This is a genomic window from Acinetobacter sp. CIP A162 (genome assembly GCF_000367905.1).
GTDB lineage: Bacteria > Pseudomonadota > Gammaproteobacteria > Pseudomonadales > Moraxellaceae > Acinetobacter > Acinetobacter lwoffii.
Map to the genome: position 1 here is coordinate 208,461 of NZ_KB849157.1, position 19,857 is coordinate 228,317.

Annotated in this window: 15 protein-coding genes and 1 pseudogene; all 16 read left to right on the top strand. The window is 42.7% G+C overall.

Annotated features, from left to right (window positions below; all coding sequences use genetic code 11):
• Nucleotides 1-118: 118 nt before the first annotated feature.
• Nucleotides 119-1,177, top strand: coding sequence for a pilus assembly protein PilM (locus F995_RS01245; RefSeq protein WP_004644949.1), 1,059 nt, complete (start codon nucleotides 119-121; stop codon nucleotides 1,175-1,177).
• Nucleotides 1,177-1,815 (top strand): PilN domain-containing protein, encoded by a 639-nt coding sequence (locus tag F995_RS01250; RefSeq protein WP_004281141.1) that lies wholly within the window; start codon nucleotides 1,177-1,179, stop codon nucleotides 1,813-1,815. Before F995_RS01245 ends, F995_RS01250 begins: the two co-directional genes overlap by 1 nt.
• Nucleotides 1,812-2,534 carry a type IV pilus inner membrane component PilO gene (locus tag F995_RS01255; RefSeq protein ID WP_004644950.1) on the top strand — a complete coding sequence of 241 codons (723 nt, stop codon included), beginning with the start codon at nucleotides 1,812-1,814 and terminating at the stop codon, nucleotides 2,532-2,534. Before F995_RS01250 ends, F995_RS01255 begins: the two co-directional genes overlap by 4 nt.
• Entirely contained in the window at nucleotides 2,534-3,061 is a 528-nt protein-coding gene (locus F995_RS01260; RefSeq protein ID WP_004644951.1) for a pilus assembly protein PilP, read from the top strand. Before F995_RS01255 ends, F995_RS01260 begins: the two co-directional genes overlap by 1 nt.
• Before the next feature lie 18 nt (nucleotides 3,062-3,079).
• Nucleotides 3,080-5,233, top strand: a complete 2,154-nt coding sequence (gene pilQ / locus F995_RS01265) for a type IV pilus secretin PilQ (protein WP_004644953.1) — start codon at nucleotides 3,080-3,082, stop codon at nucleotides 5,231-5,233.
• Nucleotides 5,234-5,269: 36 nt separating this feature from the next.
• Nucleotides 5,270-5,806, top strand: a complete 537-nt coding sequence (gene aroK / locus F995_RS01270; protein ID WP_004644955.1) for a shikimate kinase AroK — start codon at nucleotides 5,270-5,272, stop codon at nucleotides 5,804-5,806.
• Nucleotides 5,807-5,834: 28 nt separating this feature from the next.
• Nucleotides 5,835-6,914 (top strand): 3-dehydroquinate synthase, encoded by a 1,080-nt coding sequence (aroB, locus tag F995_RS01275; RefSeq protein ID WP_004644956.1) that lies wholly within the window; start codon nucleotides 5,835-5,837, stop codon nucleotides 6,912-6,914.
• 10 nt (nucleotides 6,915-6,924) lie between these two features.
• Nucleotides 6,925-7,802 (top strand): annotated as a pseudogene (locus F995_RS01280) (hypothetical protein).
• A gap of 449 nt (nucleotides 7,803-8,251) precedes the next feature.
• Nucleotides 8,252-12,727, top strand: coding sequence for a glutamate synthase large subunit (gene gltB / locus F995_RS01285; RefSeq protein ID WP_016806918.1), 4,476 nt, complete (start codon nucleotides 8,252-8,254; stop codon nucleotides 12,725-12,727).
• Between the two features lie 72 nt (nucleotides 12,728-12,799).
• A complete protein-coding gene (locus F995_RS01290; protein ID WP_004644960.1) occupies nucleotides 12,800-14,221 on the top strand; it encodes an FAD-dependent oxidoreductase in 1,422 nt (473 codons plus the stop codon).
• A 183-nt stretch (nucleotides 14,222-14,404) separates the two neighbouring features.
• The gene (locus F995_RS01295; RefSeq protein WP_004644961.1) at nucleotides 14,405-14,995 is read left to right on the top strand and encodes a LemA family protein; all 591 of its coding nucleotides are present in this window, start codon (nucleotides 14,405-14,407) and stop codon (nucleotides 14,993-14,995) included.
• Between the two features lie 29 nt (nucleotides 14,996-15,024).
• Complete coding sequence (locus F995_RS01300) at nucleotides 15,025-16,074, top strand: TPM domain-containing protein (RefSeq protein WP_004644962.1); 1,050 nt, start codon at nucleotides 15,025-15,027, stop codon at nucleotides 16,072-16,074.
• Nucleotides 16,068-16,628, top strand: a complete 561-nt coding sequence (locus F995_RS01305) for a TPM domain-containing protein (protein ID WP_004644963.1) — start codon at nucleotides 16,068-16,070, stop codon at nucleotides 16,626-16,628. The genes F995_RS01300 and F995_RS01305 overlap by 7 nt, the downstream gene beginning before the upstream one ends.
• Nucleotides 16,629-16,838: 210 nt before the next feature.
• Nucleotides 16,839-17,396: a pilin gene (locus F995_RS01310; protein ID WP_004644965.1), complete on the top strand. Its 558-nt coding sequence runs from the start codon at nucleotides 16,839-16,841 to the stop codon at nucleotides 17,394-17,396.
• A gap of 57 nt (nucleotides 17,397-17,453) precedes the next feature.
• Nucleotides 17,454-19,112, top strand: a complete 1,659-nt coding sequence (locus tag F995_RS01315) for an O-antigen ligase family protein (RefSeq protein WP_004644966.1) — start codon at nucleotides 17,454-17,456, stop codon at nucleotides 19,110-19,112.
• Nucleotides 19,113-19,118: 6 nt separating this feature from the next.
• On the top strand, nucleotides 19,119-19,850 hold the full coding sequence (gene tfpZ, locus F995_RS16605) for a TfpX/TfpZ family type IV pilin accessory protein (protein ID WP_004644967.1): 732 nt from the start codon (nucleotides 19,119-19,121) through the stop codon (nucleotides 19,848-19,850).
• Nucleotides 19,851-19,857 lie beyond the last annotated feature (7 nt).

Below are 19,857 nucleotides of genomic sequence, written 5' to 3' on the forward strand. Positions count from 1 at the left end.
GTATATCCTGTCGATATCCATATTGTTAGATGAGTTATTGTATCTATATAAAATTATAGACTGGACCAATTGGTAAGTTAGATTGAATTGGGGACAAAAAAATAATAGGAAGTGTATTGTGCGCAGGTTATATCGTAAACCAAATAAGGGGTTAATAGGAGTCGATATTAGTTCGACTTCTGTTAAGGTTTTAGAGCTTTCTGTAAAAAGTGGCCGTTACTGGGTAGAAAGCTATGCTTTGATCCCATTATCGGAAAACAGTGTTGTTGAAAAAAACATCTTAAACCCAGAAGCAGTCGCTGATGCCCTTGGGCGTGCAATTAATTTGGGCAATACCCAGTCGAATCAGGCCGCTTTTGCGATTCCTACTTCAATGGTCATCACCAAAATCATTGAGATGGATGCAGACATGTCAGATGATGAACGTGAAGTTCAGATTCGTGAAGATGCGGAACAATACATTCCTTTTCCACTCGATGAAGCGAGTCTGGACTTTGAAGTTCTGCCAGACCGCCTTTCCAATCCGAACCGGGTCAATGTGCTGCTGGTCGCGACACGGATCGAAAATGTCGAAGCACGTTCTGAAGTTTTAGAGATTAGCAGTCTAACGCCTAAGATTGCAGATGTAGAAAGTTTTGCGCTGGAAAATGCCTTTAAGGTATTTTCGGACACTTTGCCGATGGGGGTCAATACGGTTGGTATTTTAGACATTGGTCATAGTATGACGACCTTGTCGGTGATGCAGAACAACAAGATTATTTATACCCGTGAGCAGGTGTTTGGTGGCAAGCAATTGACTCAGGAAATTCAGAATCGTTATGGATTGTCTTTTGAAGAAGCTGGACGTGCTAAAAAAACCCGTGCCTTGCCGGATGATTATGATATTGAAGTGCTAGAACCATTTCTGGATGCCGTCGTACAACAGGCAGCCCGTTCATTGCAGTTCTTCTTTTCATCTTCTCAGTTTAATGAGATTGACCATATTTTACTGGCCGGCGGGAATGCCAATATTCCAGGTCTGGCAAAATTATTACAACAAAAACTCGGTTACCGTGTCACGATCGCGAATCCATTTTTGCAAATGGGCTTTTCTCCTCAAATTGATATTAAAAAAATTGAAAATGACGCGTCATCACTCATGGTTGCATGCGGTTTGGCATTAAGGAGTTTTGATTAATGGCAAGAATTAACTTACTTCCTTGGCGTGATGAGCTAAGAATTAAAAGAAATAATGAATTCGTGGCAATCTGCGTGGGGGCGCTTTTCTTGGGATTAGCAGCAGCGGGTTCAACCTGGTTTTATTATGATCACAAACTTCAGGATCAGGAGCAGGCCAATCAGCTGATTCAAAGTACTAACCAGAATCTGGATGTGCAGTTAAAGGCGCTTGAAGGTTTGCAAGAACAGCGTAATGCGATTGTTGAACGGATGAAGCTGATTCAGGGCCTACAAACCCAGCGTCCGATTGCGGTGCATTTGATTGATGAAATTGTACGGGTGACCCCAAGCAATATGTATATCACCAAATTCCAGCGTATCGGCGATAAGTTTACCATTGAAGGTCGGGCTGAAAGTCCAAATACGGTAGCAGAATTGCTCCGTAATCTGGAGGCATCATCTTGGTATCGGAATGCCTTTATGAACGCTTTCCTGGTGGCTGAAGAAGCAAAAGAAAAGGCACCGAGCTCGATTATTCCACGTGTGGAAGAGTCCTATGGCAGTTTTACCGTGACGGTAGATCTGGATCAGATCGCTCAGCCAGTACTTAACGAAGAACAACAAGCAGTCGCTACAACTACGGGGGCATCATCATGAGTAATGAAGAATTCGATGAGTTCAGCCAGGATGTCGTCGCTGTACCCAAAAATAAAATGACTGTTGAAAAGTTTTTTCAGCAATTCAATACATTGGATCCAAACAATTATGGTAGTTGGCCTTTATCGGTCAAAATTACCTGCTGGATTTTTATTGCCGCGCTGGCATTTGCGGTGATTTACTTCGTTATGATCAGAAGCACGATTGAGTCAATTTCACAAGCCAGTACCCAGGAACAAAACCTGCTGAATGAATTCCGTGAAAAAGAATCCAAATTACGCAACTTACAACAATATCAAATCCAGCTTCAGGAAATGGAAGCCCGTTTTAACCAGCAGTTAGAACAGTTACCGAAAGAAACTGAGATTCCGGGTCTGGTTGAAGATATTAACCTGAGCGGTGTGAATTCAGGCCTGAAGTTTAAAAATATTCGTCTAGAGCCTGAAATTAAACAAGAGTTCTTTATTGAACAGCCGATTGCAATTGAAGCGACTGGGGATTATCACGCTTTTGGCTCTTTTGTCAGCAGTATTGCCGGCTTGTCGCGTATTGTAACGCTGCATGATTTCACCATTACCGGTACTGAAAATAAAGAGAAAAAATCTGAAATTCCAGTCATTGATTATGTGGTAAAAGCCAAAACTTACCGTTATGTCGGTAATGCTGAAGGTGCTGCAGCACAGCCTGAAGCTAATAGCACTACTCAGGGGGCGCAGTAATGAAGAACATTAAAATTACTTCAGCTTTAACACTTGGGTTTTTATTGTTGGGATGCGATTCACGCATTGATGCAGTCAATCAGGAAATGGCTAATATTCGTAATCAGCCACCTTTGCCAATTGAACCGGCTCCTGATTTTATGCCAGTTGAAACCTTCAACTATGCAGCACATCAGATCAAAAGCCCTTTTTTACCAAGCTCTCTGGCTGCTGAACTGAAAATTATGGCGGGGAAACGGGTTTATCCAAACCTATCACGTCAACTGCAACCGCTAGAAAGTTATCCGCTCGAAACATTGACCATGAAAGGCAGTATGCGCAATCAGGCAGGACAAATTCTGGCTTTAATCCAGACGCCTGATGGTGAGGTTGAGCGGATTCAGCGTGGCAGCTATATGGGACTTAATCATGGTCGTGTAATTGGAATTACACCGACACAGATCAATCTGATTGAGATTATTCCAGATGGCCGTGAGGGATATGTGGAACGTCCGCGAAGTCTGGTTCTCATTGGGCCGGCGCCATAAGGTTTTAAAGGAATAACAATGAATAAGAGTATTAAAGAATTTATTTTTGGGGATGCTAATACAATGAATCGTGTGTTTCGTCAGTTTTCAATGGGTGCTGTTGCAATTGCGGTGATGCAAGCAGCCAGCGCACAAGTGGCCGTAACGAATGTGGTACCTATGCAGCTTCCTGGTCAAGGAACTGAAATTCGGGTGATGTTTAATGGTTTACCACCTCAACCACAAGCCTATCAATTAGAATCACCGTCACGTTTGATTCTGGACTTTGACAAGGCCCAACAGAATTTAAAACAAAGCAACATTCCGGTCGCAACGCGTGAAGCCAGTTCAGTGGAGGTCACTTCGGATGCACAGCGTGCCCGTTTGACGGTTAATCTGACAGATGCAGGTGCCTTTACCACTCGAGTAGAAGGCAATACTTTTATTCTTAAAATTAACTCTGCAACTCCTGTAGCCATAGCTCAACCTGTGCAGCAACAGTCAGCTCAGGGTATTAGCAATATTGGTTTCCAGCGCGGTACGCAAGGTGAAGGCCAGGTCGTTATTGATCTATTAGGAAATAATACTCCTGTTGATGTACAGCAGCAGGGTACCAAGGTTATTGTGCGCACTTTAGGTTCCAAGATTCCGGCTCATTTGACCCGCCGTCTTAATGTGACAGATTTCGCGACTCCGGTATCAAGTGTAGATGCTGTGAATCAAAATGGTTCAGGAGTCATTACGATTCAGTCTGCGGAAAGTTATGAATATATGGCTTACCAAACAGATAATAAGCTGACCATCAGCTTGAAACGTCCGGAAGCCAAGAGTCCATTGCGTCCTAAAACTGTCGCTTATAGCGGTAAGAAAATTTCGCTAGATTTCCAAGATATTGAAGTGCGCCGCGTGTTGCAGTTATTGGCAGATTTTACCGATATCAATATGGTGGCTGCAGATAGTGTGCAAGGTAATATTACCTTGCGCTTGAAAGAGGTACCTTGGGATCAGGCGCTGGATATTGTGCTGAAAACCAAAAACCTGGATAAACGCCGTAATGGCAATGTGATCTGGATCGCACCAGTTGCAGAGCTGATAAAGGCTGAAGAGGAAGAAGCTAAGGCGATTAAGCAGAGTGTTGCACTTGCGCCTATCCAAACGGAATATATGCAGCTCAGTTATGCCAAAGCCGCTGATATTGAGAAACTGATTACGCAGAATAAAGGCGCATCTAGTTCAGGTAGTTCGAGTAACACTACAAATAATGATGAGAGAGAAAGCTTATTGAGTTCACGTGGCTCTGTGTCTATTGATGCACGAACCAATACCGTTATTGTGAATGATACTCAGCTCTTTATCGATAAAATCCGTAATATGGTGGATCTGCTCGATGTGCAGGTCAAGCAGGTGATGGTCGAAGCACGTATTGTGCGAGCTACCACTGACTTCACCAAAGAGATGGGGGTAAAATGGGGGCTTCTGTCTCAAGGTGTAACTGATAATAATCATCTATTGGTCGGTGGTAGTGATACTACATTATGGGATTTAAAAACACCTGATGATGATGGTAAGTATACGATTCAACGGCCGGATAATCTTAATGTGGACTTGGGTGTTACCAGCCAAGGAGCAAGCCGTATTGCCTTTGGTTTGATCAGCCTCTCTGATTTTATGCTGGATCTGGAGCTTTCTGCACTTCAGGCAGACGGTTATGGTGAAGTGATTTCTACCCCTAAAGTACTGACTGCGGATAAGCAAAAAGCGACTGTGGCTTCGGGCTCACAAATTCCGTATCAATCTGCTGAAGGCGGGGGTACTAATGCCGTGTCGACTACAGCATTTATTGATGCGACTTTAAGTCTGGATGTCACGCCAAGCATTACCCCAGATGGTAAAGTACAGATGGAACTCAATATTACCAGTGACTCACCAGGGAACCCGACACCGACCGGACAGCTCACTATTAACAAAAACCAGATCAATACCAATGTCCTGGTTGATAATGGTGAAACAGTGGTTCTAGGTGGTATTTTTGAGCAAGAAACCCGTAATGCGCAAACCAAGGTGCCATTTCTGGGTGATATTCCTTACGTAGGTCGTTTATTCCGTAAAGATTTAAAGGCGGATAACAAACGTGAGTTGCTGATTTTCGTTACACCTCGAATTGTTAATGACAGTGTTTCAAGAAATCATTAATATATTTTGAATTTAACAAAACGAATAGGTGACTCCTTGCCAAGCAAAGAGTTTGAAACCCTACCAAATATTTATTTGGTAGGGCCGATGGGGGCCGGTAAAACAACAGTAGGACGACATCTCGCAGAATTGTTAGGACGCGAATTTCTAGACAGTGATCATGAAATTGAACGTAAAACAGGTGCGACTATTCCCTGGATTTTCGAAAAAGAAGGGGAGCAGGGTTTCCGTGACCGTGAAACTGCTGTGATTAATGACCTTACCTCACGTCCCCATCTGGTTTTAGCCACCGGTGGTGGTGCAATTACTCAGGTTTTAAACCGGGACTATCTGAAACAGCGCGGAATCGTTGTTTATCTCTATACGCCGGTTGAAATTCAACTGCAACGTACCTATCGCGATAAAAACCGTCCACTCCTTCAAGTCGAAAATCCGGAACAAAAGTTACGTGATTTATTGGCAGTCCGTGATCCCTTGTATCGAGAAGTGGCACATCATATTATTGAGACCAATCAGGGTGCTGCGCGTGATCTGGCGCAACGGATTCTCAATCTTATTACTTCTAAAAACTAAGTTCATTGAATAAAGTGGTTAATCAAGCATGCAAACCTTATATGTAGAACTCGGAGAACGTCGTTACCCTATTTTTATCGGGAGCGATCTGGATCCACAGGCCTTATTGGCTCCCTATATTCAGGGTAAGCAAATGATGATTGTAAGCAATACCACAGTTGCTCCACTTTATTTGCAGCGTTATCAAACTGCGATTGAAGCTCTAGACAAACGTGTTGCGACCTGTATTTTGCCTGATGGTGAAAAATATAAGGATAGCCAGCATCTGAACCTGATTTTTGATGCATTGCTTGAAGCCGGTTTTAACCGGGATTGCACCGTGCTTGCGTTGGGTGGGGGTGTAATTGGAGATATGGCTGGCTTTGCCTCAGCCTGTTTCCAGCGCGGTGTGTACTTTATCCAAGTGCCGACAACCTTGCTGTCGCAGGTCGATTCTAGTGTGGGTGGAAAAACCGGGATTAATCACCCACTGGGTAAAAACATGATTGGTGCTTTCCAGCAACCTCAAGTGGTACTGGCGGATATGTCGCAGCTTGTTACTTTGCCGGACCGCGAACTTTCAGCAGGTTTGGCTGAAGTGATTAAATATGCGCTACTAGGCGATGAGTCATTTCTGGTCTGGCTTGAAGAAAACATGGATGCTCTGGTCGCTCGTGATGAGAAATTATTGGCTGAGGCCGTTTATCGTTCCTGTGCGCATAAGGCACGGATCGTAGCCAATGATGAGAAGGAGCAAGGGGAACGTGCTTTACTCAATTTAGGCCATACCTTTGGTCATGCGATTGAATCCTACATGGGGTATGGTGTCTGGCTACATGGCGAGGCTGTTGCCACCGGTATGGTGATGGCTGCGGATCTGTCACAGCGTATGGGCTGGATTTTTCAAGAAGATTTAGAACGTACAAAAAAAATCATTTCTCGTGCCAAACTTCCTGTGGTTTGTCCTAAAATCCCTCTGGATGATTTTCTGGCCTATATGGCCCATGACAAAAAAGTCTTAAATGGACAATTGCGTTTGGTGTTATTAAAGCAATTAGGCGAAGCAGTGATTACCCGGGACTTTGATCTCGAGTTAATGAAACAGGCAATTTTAGCCAATCAGGCATAGGTTTAGTTTTATGGCAGCATTACATACTCCTTGGCAAAAGATTCAGCATTATTTCTGGCTGGTCTGTGGTGTATGCTGCCTATTTGCTGCCTTAGTCTTTTGGGCGGTGACTGATTCAGATGATGTCATCGAAATTGAAAAAAAGCCTGAAACTGAAGTTCAGTTGCAGATTCAACCAGAAAAAGTAGCCACAATGACCCATCTTGGTGCACTTTTTCAGGAAGTGAAACCACTGGACCTAAATACACGTACCGTCGTGAATGCCAGTCATGAGCCAGAATTTCGCGGTACTAAATTTGTCAATGAAGCCAAAAACAGCACTCAATTGAATTATTTCGTGTGACCAATGAAGCAATTTTAAAAAGTTTTCTTAAAAAACAGTCCGATCGTAAACCTTTTATTTATTTAAGAGTCTCAGGTGAAAATCAGCCAGAACAATATGTATTGTTGTATGGTCAATATAATACTGCGTCACAAGCCAATCAGGCACTCTCTACATTGAAGTTAAATTTACCGGCTTCAGTTAAACCCGAAGTCGTGCAAATGCAGCAATATGTCAGTCTGGTCAATAATCTGGGTTCAGATGAATTGGCCAGTAATCAAAAGCTTTACGAAATTCGTTTGAAAAATGTGCCTTTGCCGAAAGTAGATGAATCGGTGCGACTTAGACAGCAGCAAACCCAGACTGAGGTCAAGCCGCGTAGTTCTGATGCTGCGACTACCAGTACCACCATTGTGCGCCGTGATTCATCGGGAAATGTGGTCGATGTACAGAAATCTGAAAGTGCTGTAGAAGGCACGCCTCAACCGCAAAATAACAATAATCGACCTGCTCAGGGCAGTAATCCGCGTCCTCAAAATAACGAGATTAGTGATCCATTTAATTAGTTCGGTCTAAAATAGCGCATCCAAAAAATTACAGAATTAAAAATGAGCGCTTTTGGTGCAAAAAATGCACATTAAAATTAACCCTTAGAGTGCTGTTCTGCGCTAAATCTTTGTCATCTGTATTGTTTTAATTTATGCGCTGTTTGTTGGCATGGAATTTGCTTTATTGGTGCATGAATTGAATTAATCTCCCTGTTTTAGCGCGAAAAATGATTCGATGACACCGTATGAATGTCATATTTATTCCAGATTTTTATGTTATTCATGAGCAGAATAAACTTTATTTGTTATGCATTTAGTCTAAAAAAGGACTAGTCTGAAGAAATAAAGAAAAATACTTTTGCTCTACCAAGACGGTCTTCTCAAGTCCATTAGACGCCAGCGCAGAGAAAAATTTAGATTGTTTAACAGCCTGTTGAGGCTTCGTGAAAGAAGGGTACGCTATGCACATGCCATCGCCTAACAATGTAGCTCCCGCTCAAGGTTTATACCAACCGGATGAGTTTAAAGATAACTGTGGTTTCGGTTTGATCGCCCATATGCAGGGTGATGCTAGCCATGATCTCGTCAAGACCGCGATTCATAGTTTGAGTTGTATGACCCACCGTGGTGGTATTGCCGCAGATGGCAAGACTGGAGATGGTTGTGGTTTGCTCTTGGCAATGCCAAAAAAATTCTTCCGTGAAGAAGCAAAACGCTTAAGTGATACCACCTTAAGTGAAGTCTTTGCTGTAGGTTCAGTATTCCTAAATCTTGATCCTGCGCTTGCTGCTCATGCCAAACAGGTTTTAAACAAAGAGATTGAAGCTGAAGGTTTAATCGTTTTGGCTTGGCGTGTGATTCCGACCAATGTCGATGCCCTTGGTGAAATTGCTTTGCAATCGATGCCAGCATTTGAACAGATTATTGTTAACTGTCCAATGGGTGTGACTGAGGTTGAATTTAACCGTAAGTTATTCCTGGCACGCCGTCGTGCAGAGCAGCTGTTAAGCAATGATACGTCTTTCTATGTCACGACTTTATGTTCAACGGTGATCAGCTATAAAGGCTTGATGATGCCGGAAGCGATTGCAGATTTTTATACAGATCTGGCTGATCCACGTTTGGAATCGCATATTGTGGTGTTCCATCAGCGCTTCTCGACCAATACTCTGCCACGCTGGCCTTTGGCACAACCGTTCCGTTACTTGGCGCACAATGGTGAAATTAATACCATTACTGCGAACCGTAACTGGGCCATGGCGCGTGTGCCAAAATTTGAAAATCCGTTATTGCCTGGTTTAACTGAACTGAATCCAATTGTGAACCGTACCGGTTCAGATTCTTCAAGCCTGGATAACATGCTGGAGATTCTGGTCGGTGGTGGCATGGATCTGTTCCGTGCACTCCGTATGCTGGTTCCGCCTGCCTGGCAGAATGTGGAAACCTTAGATGCAGACTTGCGTGCATTCTATGAATTCAACTCAAAACATATGGAAGCTTGGGATGGCCCGGCAGGTCTGGTGATTCAGGATGGGCGTCATGCGATCTGTATGCTGGATCGTAATGGTCTGCGTCCTGCGCGTTGGGTCATTACCAAAAATGGTTATATCACATTGGCTTCTGAAATTGGTGTCTGGGGTTATCAGCCTGAAGATGTGATTTCTAAAGGACGTGTGGGTCCAGGTCAGATGCTGGTGATCGACACACAAACCGGCAAGGTGCTGGATACGCAAGATGTCAATAATCATCTGAAACGCATGCGTCCATACCGCGAATGGTTACGTGAAAATTCTGTGCGTCTGCAAGGTAGTCCAGAGCTGGAAGAATATTTATGTGATCAAGGCTTAAAAGGCGATGGTCTGAAAGCGGCACAAAAAATGTTCATGGTGACCTTTGAAGAGCGTGACCAGTTGTTACGTCCGATTGCTGAAAGCGGTCAGGAAGCTGTTGGCTCTATGGGTGATGATACCCCAATGGCGGTATTGTCTCGTCAGGTGCGCCATGTGTCGGATTATTTCCGCCAGCAGTTTGCACAGGTGACCAACCCGCCGATCGATCCACTACGTGAATCGATTGTGATGTCACTGGAAACCTGTTTAGGTCGTGAACAAAATGTATTTGAACAAGGACCTGAGCATGCTGATCGTCTGATCATTTCTAGCCCTGTGCTGTCTAATTCGAAAATGCATCAGATCCGTACGCTGGGTCGTGCCGGCTATGAAATTGCAGATATCGACCTGAACTATGCTGAAACCGAAGGTCTGGAAGCTGCGATTGCGCGTATTTGTGAAGAGTCTGCGCAAGCCATTCGTGATGGTAAAACCTTACTGGTGCTTTCAGACAAAAAAATCCGTGAAGGTTACTTGCCAGCCAATGCTTTCATGATCACCGGCGCGGTGCATCATCACCTGATCAATACCGGTTTGCGTACTGACGCTAACCTGATTATTGAAACCGGATTTGCCCGTGATCCACATCAGTTTGCAGTGCTACTTGGTTTTGGTGCAACTGCGATCTATCCATACCTAGCTTATGACGTGATCAATGATCTGGTCGCGAAAGGCGAATTATTGGGTGATCCGATTTATGCACAAAACAATTTCCGTAAAGGGATTGAAAAAGGCTTATTGAAAGTTCTTTCGAAAATGGGTATTTCTACGGTTGCCTCTTACCGTGGTGGTCAGCTGTTTGAAGCAGTCGGTCTATCGGATGAAGTGGTGGGTAAATGCTTCATCGGTGTGCCAAGCCGTATTCAGGGTGCCACTTTTGTCGACCTTGAAAATGATCAGAAACAGTTGGCGGATATTGCCTGGAAAAACCGTAAACCAATCGATCAGGGCGGCTTGCTGAAATTTGTATTCGGCAAGGAATACCATGCCTTTAACCCGGACGTGATCAACTCGCTACATAAAGCAGTACGTTCTGGGAACTACGCAGATTTTAAAGAATATGCGGAACTGGTGAATAACCGTCCAATTGCGACGATTCGTGACCTGTTCAAACTGAAAACAGACAACTCGATTCCAGTCGAACAAGTGGAATCTGTGGAAGAGATCCTGCCTCGCTTTGACTCTGCGGGTATGTCTTTGGGTGCACTGTCACCTGAAGCACATGAAGCGATTGCGATTGCCATGAATACGATTGGCGGTCGTTCAAACTCGGGTGAGGGCGGTGAAGATCCAGCGCGTTACGGCACCATCCGTAACTCGAAAATCAAACAAATTGCATCGGGCCGTTTTGGTGTAACGCCTGCTTATTTAACATCAGCAGAAGTTCTCCAGATTAAAGTCGCGCAAGGTGCAAAACCAGGTGAAGGTGGTCAGTTGCCGGGTGGTAAAGTGAATGGTCTGATTGCCCGTTTACGTTACTCTGTGCCGGGCGTTACCCTGATTTCGCCACCTCCGCATCATGACATCTATTCAATTGAAGATTTATCACAGTTGATCTTTGATTTAAAACAGGTTAACCCACAGGCGATGGTGTCAGTTAAGCTGGTTTCTGAACCGGGTGTCGGTACGATTGCGGCAGGTGTAGCGAAAGCGTATGCCGATTTCATTACCATTTCTGGTTATGATGGCGGGACAGCGGCTTCTCCACTTTCTTCAATTCATCATGCAGGTTCACCGTGGGAACTGGGTCTTTCTGAAGCGCATCAGGCCCTTCGTGTCAATGACCTGCGTGGTAAAGTTCGCGTACAAACAGATGGCGGTTTAAAAACCGGTCTGGATGTTGTCAAAGCAGCAATTCTGGGTGCAGAAAGCTTCGGCTTTGGTTCGACTCCAATGATTGCCTTGGGTTGTAAATACCTGCGTATCTGCCACTTGAATAACTGTGCAACCGGTGTAGCAACCCAGCAAGATCATTTACGTCAAGAGCATTATATTGGCGAGCCACAAATGCTGATCAACTTCTTCACCTTTATTGCTGAAGAAACCCGTGAATGGCTGGCAGCACTCGGTGTATCAAGTCTGAAAGACCTGATTGGCCGTACGGATCTGCTGGAAGTCTTGCCGGGTGAAACTGCAAAGCATGCACATCTTGATTTAAGCAAATTGCTTGAGTCACATCCTGCTGCAGAAGGTAAAGCACAGTATTGTCAGGTTCAAGGCAATGCACCATTCGATAAAGGGATTCTGGCAGAGAAAATGGTGGATGAGATTCTGCCTGCGATTGAAGCAGGAACTGGCGGCGAATATAGCTTCACGATCGGTAACTGTGACCGTTCGATTGGTGCCCGTCTGTCTGGTGAAATTGCGAAACGCTATGGCAACCTGAGCATGGAGGCCCATCCGGTGAAAGTTCACCTGAATGGTACTGCGGGTCAGTCGCTGGGTGTCTGGAATGCCGGTGGTCTGCATATCAGCCTGGAAGGCGATGCCAATGACTATGTCGGTAAAGGCATGGCTGGTGGTCGTATCTCGATCTTTCCGCCAAAAGGTTCACCATTCCAGACGCAAAATACCGCGATTATTGGTAATACCTGTTTGTACGGTGCGACTGGCGGTAAGCTATATGCAGCGGGTACAGCAGGCGAGCGTTTTGCAGTACGTAACTCGGGTGCATTTGCCGTGATTGAAGGTGCAGGTGATCACTGCTGTGAATATATGACAGGTGGTATCGTGACGGTACTGGGTAAAGTTGGGCATAACTTCGGTGCAGGTATGACGGGTGGTTTTGCTTATGTACTTGATCTGGATAATGACTTCGTTGATCATTATAACCATGAGCTGATTGAGCTGAATCGTATTTCAACCGAAGCGATGGAAGAGCACAAAGCCTTCCTGGGTCGTATCCTGGATGAACATATTAAAGAAACGGGTAGTGCTTGGGCGTACAAGATCCGCCATGAGTTTGACTTCTACAGCCGTAAGTTCTGGTTGGTAAAACCAAAAGCAGCCAACTTGCAAACGCTGTTGAAAACAACTCAAGCTGATCCACAATAATTCCACTACTGCAGAAACATAGGCAGATGTAAGGCAACTGTGAACCCCTTACATCTACCCACGGAGAGAGACATGGCAGAACGCCTGAATAATGACTTTCAATTCCTGGATGTCGCACGCCAAGATCCAGAGAAAAAAGAGATTGATGTCCGCAAAGCAGAATTTGTGGAAATTTATAAGCCTTACACAGCGGAAATTGCAGCCAATCAGACGCATCGCTGCCTAGGCTGTGGTAACCCTTATTGTGAATGGAAATGTCCGGTACATAACTACATTCCCAACTGGTTGAAACTGGTGTCTGAAGGCCGGTTGTTCCAGGCGGCTGAACTGTGTCACCAGACCAATACCTTGCCGGAGGTCTGTGGCCGTGTTTGTCCGCAAGACCGTCTGTGTGAAGGGGCATGTACCCTGAACGACGGTTTCGGTGCAGTGACGATCGGGAATGCAGAAAAATATATCAATGATACCGCCTTTGCTTTGGGCTGGCGTCCAGATATGTCCAATGTGCAATGGACCAATAAAAAAGTCGCGATTATCGGGGCAGGTCCGGCAGGACTTGGCTGTGCAGATATTCTGGTGCGTAACGGGGTAAAACCTGTGGTCTTTGATAAACGTCCGGAAATTGGTGGTTTGCTGACTTTCGGTATTCCAGAGTTCAAGATGGAAAAAGACGTAATGAAGCGCCGCCGTGAAATTTTCACCGGTATGGGTGTTGAATTCCGTCTGAACACTGAGATTGGTACAGATGTGACCATCGACCAGTTACTTGCCGATTATGATGCGGTATTTATGGGTATGGGAACCTATACCTATATGAAAGGTGGTTTTGCCGGTGAAGATCTGGATGGTGTGTATGATGCACTAGATTTCCTGATTGCGAATGTCAATCGTTGTCAGGGCTGGGAAAAAGACCCAGCTGAATACATCAGCGTGGAAGGCAAGAAAGTCATCGTTTTAGGCGGTGGTGATACAGCTATGGACTGTAACCGTACCTCAATTCGTCAAGGTGCTGAATCGGTCGTTTGTGCTTACCGTCGTGATGAAGAAAATATGCCAGGTTCACGTCGTGAAGTACAAAATGCACGTGAAGAAGGGGTGAATTTCCAGTTTAACCGTCAGCCGATCGCAATCGTCGGTGAAAATGGCAAAGTAACTGGCGTGAAATTTATTACTACTCAGCTAGGTGAGCCAGACAGTCGTGGTCGCCGTAGTCCAGAGCCGATTCCAGGTTCAGAAGAAATTTTGACGGCAGATGCAGTTCTGCTGGCTTTTGGTTTCCGTACCAGTCCAGCAGACTGGTTCACCGATGTGGAAATTAATCTGGATGGTTCAGGTCGTGTCGTTGCCGCTGAGCAGCAACAATACAAATTCCAGACCTCAAATCCAAAAATCTTCGCTGGTGGTGATATGGTTCGTGGTTCTGATCTTGTGGTAACCGCAATCTGGGAAGGCCGTCAGGCAGCTGAAGGTATCCTGGATTACCTTGATGTCTAACCGTTAAAGATCAATAGTCATCATTCAAAAAACCCGCCACGGCGGGTTTTTTATTTTTGGATATTGTCTAACTTAAAGAGAGGCCATTAAAAAAGATTATAAAAAGTAACAAAACTTTAGAAAATACTGTTTAAAATCAAATTAATTATATAAATATTAATAAAGAATTGAGGACAAGATATCATGCGTGTATTTAAACAATCTCTTATCGCCTTGATGCTGGCCAGTACCTTGACCTTAAGTGGTTGCGGCTATAATACCTTGCAAGTCAAAGATGAAGCCGTAACGGCCGCTTGGTCCGAAGTACAAAACCAGTATCAGCGCCGTGCCGATTTAGTACCTAATCTGGTAAATGTGGTCAAAGGCTATGCCTCGCATGAAGAGCAGGTTTTAACTGAAGTGACACAAGCACGTGCCAATGTTGCCGGTTTAAAAGTAGATCGTGAAGTGCTGGAAGATCCTGAATTATTCCAGCGTTATCAGGAAGCACAGGCGCAGATGACCAGCGCCTTGTCTCGTCTCTTAGCCGTCACTGAGAATTATCCAGATTTGAAAGCAAATCAACAGTTCCGTGATTTACAAGTACAGTTAGAAGGGACTGAAAACCGGATTGCTGTGGCACGTAACCGTTATATCACAACGGTTCAGGACTTTAACTCTTATGCTCGTCAGTTCCCGCAAGTCATGACCGCTAAAGTGATTGGTATGGACACCAAAGCGAACTTTAGCGCCGAGCAAAGTGCACAGAAAGCTCCAACAGTTTCCTTTGAATAAGTAAGATCTGTAAATAAGCGAGAGATCAGATGTCCGAGATGCTGCTGAAATACTGTGCTGGTTTGATTCTCATGCTGGGCATGGGGATGACGACACTTGTTTCAGCAGAAACGGCCACAGCTACAGATACTGAAGAAGTCATCGTAGCTCGTGAAATTTTGCAGCCAAAAATTGGTCAAAATACTTCAGCTCAAAAAAGTGAAGCTGAAACAGAAATTGAAGCAGCATCACAGCCACAGATTACCAACGATATGGCAGAAGGGCAGCTACAGCGAGATTTACCGAGTATGAATGAGCCGGTCATTGATCAGGCAAATTTACTTAGTCCCGCTGAAAAACAGCAACTCAGTCAGCGTATTCTGAAACTTTATAATGAAGGCAAAGGGCAAATAGGTGTAGTCATTGTTCCGACCACGGGGCAAGAAGATATTTTTGATTATTCCATGCGCGTTGCTGAAGCCTGGCAGCTGGGTTCAGCCAAACGCGACAATGGTTTATTGATGACCATTGCCATTAATGATCGCCGCATTCAGATTTTGACCGGTTATGGTCTGGAAGGTGTGTTGCCTGACATCGTGGCTGGCCGGATTATTAATGACAACATCACGCCGTATTTTAAGCAAGGACAGTATGCTCAGGGGATTGATTCTGGACTGGCAGAAATTGAACGGATTTTAAATCTAGATCCTGAAATTGCAGCTCAAGCTGCAGATGAACTGAAAGAACTACACGAACAGGCCTATAAAGCGCAACAAGCTTCTCAAGCAACTTTTGGTGCTGTGATCTTTATTATTATTGCTGGTGTGGTTGCTTCGATGATTTTTGGTAAAAAGCTCAGTGCTGCAACGGCTGCAGTGGCTGGAACTGCTGCTGGACTGGTCAATGGCATGGGCTTAATTGCGAGTTTAATGATTGGTGCCGGAGTATTCTTTTTATTGGTCACTTCACTGGCTCAGCTGATTTTACATGCGTTTATGGCCGGTGGTGGCCGCGGCGGTAATGGTCGTGGTGGTTTTGGTGGCGGCTTCGGTGGTGGCGGTGGCGGTTTTGGTGGGGGAGGAGCATCAGGCTCATGGTAACAACAACAGATACAACAGAGATTGTCACACAGCCGAAGTTAGAAGAGCATGCACAGCCGAGTTTTAAGCGCTGGCTCAAGCATTTCTTTTATATGCCGGCGACCAAGCGTTTTTTCTCCAAGCAGGATCAACATGCAATTGCACTAGCTGTTGAAGAAGCAGAGCATGGTCATGTCGGAGAAATTCAGGTCGTAATCGAGGGATGCTTATCTGCACGATCAGCCTATTATCAGGATACTTTGTGTAGAGCTCGACAACTCTTTGCCGAGCTCGGTGTCTGGGATACTGAATATAACAGCGGGGTACTGCTCTATTTGAACCTCTGCGAGCATAAGGTTGAGATTGTGATTGATCGAGGAATTAAAGATGCAACGACCCAGCAAGTTTGGGATGAAATCTGCCAAAATATTATTCAACATCTCGCTCAGCAGAAGTTTAAAGAAGGTGTAATTGAAGGGATTAAGCAGATTGGACAGGTCTTAGATCAGTACTATGATCGTAAAATAGATGATTTAGAAAATGAATTAGGGAATAAACCCATTGTATTAGGGTGAACTGTGTAACTAACTGACAATTTTTGTCAGTTAGTTACACAAAAGAAAACATAATAATTACAAAAATAAAAATATTTTTTTAAAGTACTGTTTTTTATTCTAAAATTATTATAATAAAACTTGGCATACTTAGTGCTAAATATAAAATTAAGCTAAATGAGCTTTTTCCTTAGGCTTATAAATAAACAATAAACATTTGTGGAGAATGTTATGAAATCAGTTCAAAAGGGTTTCACCCTGATCGAATTAATGATCGTTGTTGCGATTATTGGTATTCTTGCTGCGGTTGCTCTTCCTGCTTATCAAGACTATACAGTTCGCGCCAAAGTATCTGAAGGTATTTTAGCTGCCTCTTCTTGTCGTTCAGCAGTAACTGAAGCAGTTGATTCAGGTACTATTCCAGCTACAGGTCAAAAATGGGGCTGTGAACAAGGTGAAGCTGGTACAGATAAGACAAAAGCAGCAACTAAATATGTTCAACAAGTAGCAGTTTCAAATTCTGGTACCTCTGTAGGACAAATCCGCGTAACATTAACAAATGATACTTCATTGAAAAGTGCAGCAGGTTTAAATATCTATATGACACCTACAACTGATGTTGATGGTAACGTTGCATTAAATTTAACTACTGTTTCAGGTGTAACTACTGATACAGCTACAACAGCTTTAATTAAGTCTTGGTCTTGTGGTTTAGTGAGTGGCGATGCTGATAAACAGAAATATTTGCCAGCTACTTGCCGTAAAGTACAAACTGCAGGTACTTTCTAAGAGTTTGAAAGTAGTAAAAGCTGACTTCGGTCAGCTTTTTTTACAAATGAAATTAATATGAAAATTATAATTTTTACGATTTTTCTTTGTTTTGCCTTATCTTATTTCATAGGCTTATCAGCACTCCCATGGACATCATCCTCGCAAGATTTTTTATGGTTTTTGGGTTTAATTTTATGTTTTTTTTTGTTTTATAAAAAAGAAGTTAAACTACCCAAAATTATTATTCCTCTTCTTTATATTTGTTTAATTCCTTTTATCCAATTTATATTTGGCCAGGTCTATTATTTTTCTACGGCTTTTTTTAGTTTTTGTTTTGTTTTTGGTTTTTTAGCGTCTCTTTTTTATGGTTATAACAGTCATCAGTTAGCAGATCGAAATAAAATTATTCAATATATTGCATATTTTTTTACGATTATTGGTTTGATTAGTAGTTTATTCGCCATTGCGCAATGGCTTCAAATCTCTCATCCTTATATCTTAAATTTAAGTCATAATCGGCCTTATGCAAACTTAGGGCAACCCAATCATTTAGCAACACTTTTAATGATGAGTATTTGCAGTGTGGTGTTTTTATATGAGCGGCATGAATATAAATGGTTCTTATGTGTGCTATTACTTGTTTTAGAAATTCATGCTCTTAGCCTGACGCAGTCTAGAACGACATGGATTGTTATGATTGTCTTACTAGTTGTATATGTGTTAAAAAAAATAAATTTTCAAAGAACATCAACAGGAAAAATCATATTTTTATCGCTCGCATTGTATGTGTTTCTTTTTATTTTTAATGCTGAAATTGCTGAATACTTAAAATTAGTTGCACCGATTCCTTTAGAAGATCGTATCAATAGTGGTTTTGCTCGTATTGAAATGTGGAAGCATATGATCTATGCCATCCAACAGCAACCTTGGTCGGGTTACGGTTGGTATCAAACTTCGATTGCTCAATTCGAGGGTGCACTTTTATTTCAAAATGAAGGCAATCTCTCAAGTGCACACAATATTATGATTGATTTAATACTATGGGTAGGCATTCCATTTGGTATTCTTTTGATTTTTTATAGTTTGTACTTAATCAAGGTGATTATTTGTAATATTAAAACAACAGATGAACTTTATGTATTTATAATGATGCTATGTATATTGGTGCATGCTCAGCTTGAATATCCACTATATTATAGCTATTTCTTATTCCCTTTGGGGTTCTTTGTTGGAGTATTATTGATAAATTGCAATGTCAATACAATCTCAATCAATGAAAAATTAAAGCAAGTAACTTTTTTATTTTCAATTATATTTTACGCTTTAATATTTCAACAATATGATCAATGGTTGACGAATCTGGGCTATGCATCAGGTATGGAAAATACAGGTCAATCACAAAATAAGCAATCAGTCATTTTTTCACAGTTTGCAGATCGAGCTGAGTTTATTGTTGCAAAAGTGGATAAACAGTATGCTGAAGACAAATTAGATTCATTTGAGCACTATGTAGTTAGTCAACCAAGCTACTATAATTTATTTAAAATGGCACAAATATTTTACTTTAATCAAGATTGGGTGAAAGCAAATTATTATTTTGAAGTATCGAATGCACTATATAATAAAAAGGCTTTATTCAAAGATTTATCAAAAATCGATACACACCAAAGTAATAATATTGCATCGCTATTTTTAAAAAAGCATGATGATCTATCAGCCCCAAACATGAAGTAATTGGTTATGACAAAGCGTATTCAGTTTTTTATCAAGCATCTAACGTTATCCTTTATCATTGCCCTAGTGGTGCTTGGGGTTGTTTTTTACTGTTGGTACCCTACACCACTTGCAAAAGCTGTTGGTGTAACTTATATCATTTTAATGTTATTTGCTATTGATATTATTGTTGGACCTTTATTAGGTTTATTGGTTTATAAAGAACATAAAAAAACCTTAAAATTTGATTTGACTGTCATTATTTTGATCCAGATTTCGGCTTTAATGTATGGTATTTATAGTTTGGAGCAGGGGCGACCAGCTTGGATTGTTTATAATGTAGACCGTTTTGAGCTTGTGCGTAAAAATGAAATCATCAATGAACATATTGAAAAGGCACAGCCACAGTACAAACAGCCCTCATTATTAAAACCTCAATATGTGATGGTCGAGGTGGCTACAGATATTCAAAAGCGTCAAGCCGATTTATTTACGGAAGTGCTTGGAGGAGTGTCATTATCACAAATGCCAGATCGTTATATTGAATTTGATAATAAAGCACTTGTGCAAGGTAAAAATATTTTGAATATTAGAAAACTTTATGAGTACAATGAGGCATTAAGTGTTCGTAAAATTTTAGACGACTCACCTACAGCAGTAGGATTTGTACCACTAAAGGCAAGTCAAATAGATATGACGGTACTGCTTGATGCACAGGGTAAACCACTTGCAATCGTCGACCTTCGCCCGTGGAACTAACTTGTAT

Bases quoted from the DNA above. Each gene is read 5' to 3' on its own strand.
- pilQ (WP_004644953.1), top strand. From the start codon at position 3,080: ATGAATAAGAGTATTAAAGAATTTATTTTTGGGGATGCTAATACAATG.
- F995_RS01305 (WP_004644963.1), top strand. From the start codon at position 16,068: ATGGTAACAACAACAGATACAACAGAGATTGTCACACAGCCGAAGTTA.
- F995_RS01295 (WP_004644961.1), top strand. From the start codon at position 14,405: ATGCGTGTATTTAAACAATCTCTTATCGCCTTGATGCTGGCCAGTACC.
- F995_RS01310 (WP_004644965.1), top strand. From the start codon at position 16,839: ATGAAATCAGTTCAAAAGGGTTTCACCCTGATCGAATTAATGATCGTT.
- F995_RS01255 (WP_004644950.1), top strand. From the start codon at position 1,812: ATGAGTAATGAAGAATTCGATGAGTTCAGCCAGGATGTCGTCGCTGTA.
- F995_RS01260 (WP_004644951.1), top strand. From the start codon at position 2,534: ATGAAGAACATTAAAATTACTTCAGCTTTAACACTTGGGTTTTTATTG.
- tfpZ (WP_004644967.1), top strand. From the start codon at position 19,119: ATGACAAAGCGTATTCAGTTTTTTATCAAGCATCTAACGTTATCCTTT.
- aroB (WP_004644956.1), top strand. From the start codon at position 5,835: ATGCAAACCTTATATGTAGAACTCGGAGAACGTCGTTACCCTATTTTT.
- F995_RS01290 (WP_004644960.1), top strand. From the start codon at position 12,800: ATGGCAGAACGCCTGAATAATGACTTTCAATTCCTGGATGTCGCACGC.
- gltB (WP_016806918.1), top strand. From the start codon at position 8,252: ATGCCATCGCCTAACAATGTAGCTCCCGCTCAAGGTTTATACCAACCG.
- F995_RS01300 (WP_004644962.1), top strand. From the start codon at position 15,025: ATGTCCGAGATGCTGCTGAAATACTGTGCTGGTTTGATTCTCATGCTG.
- F995_RS01250 (WP_004281141.1), top strand. From the start codon at position 1,177: ATGGCAAGAATTAACTTACTTCCTTGGCGTGATGAGCTAAGAATTAAA.
- F995_RS01315 (WP_004644966.1), top strand. From the start codon at position 17,454: ATGAAAATTATAATTTTTACGATTTTTCTTTGTTTTGCCTTATCTTAT.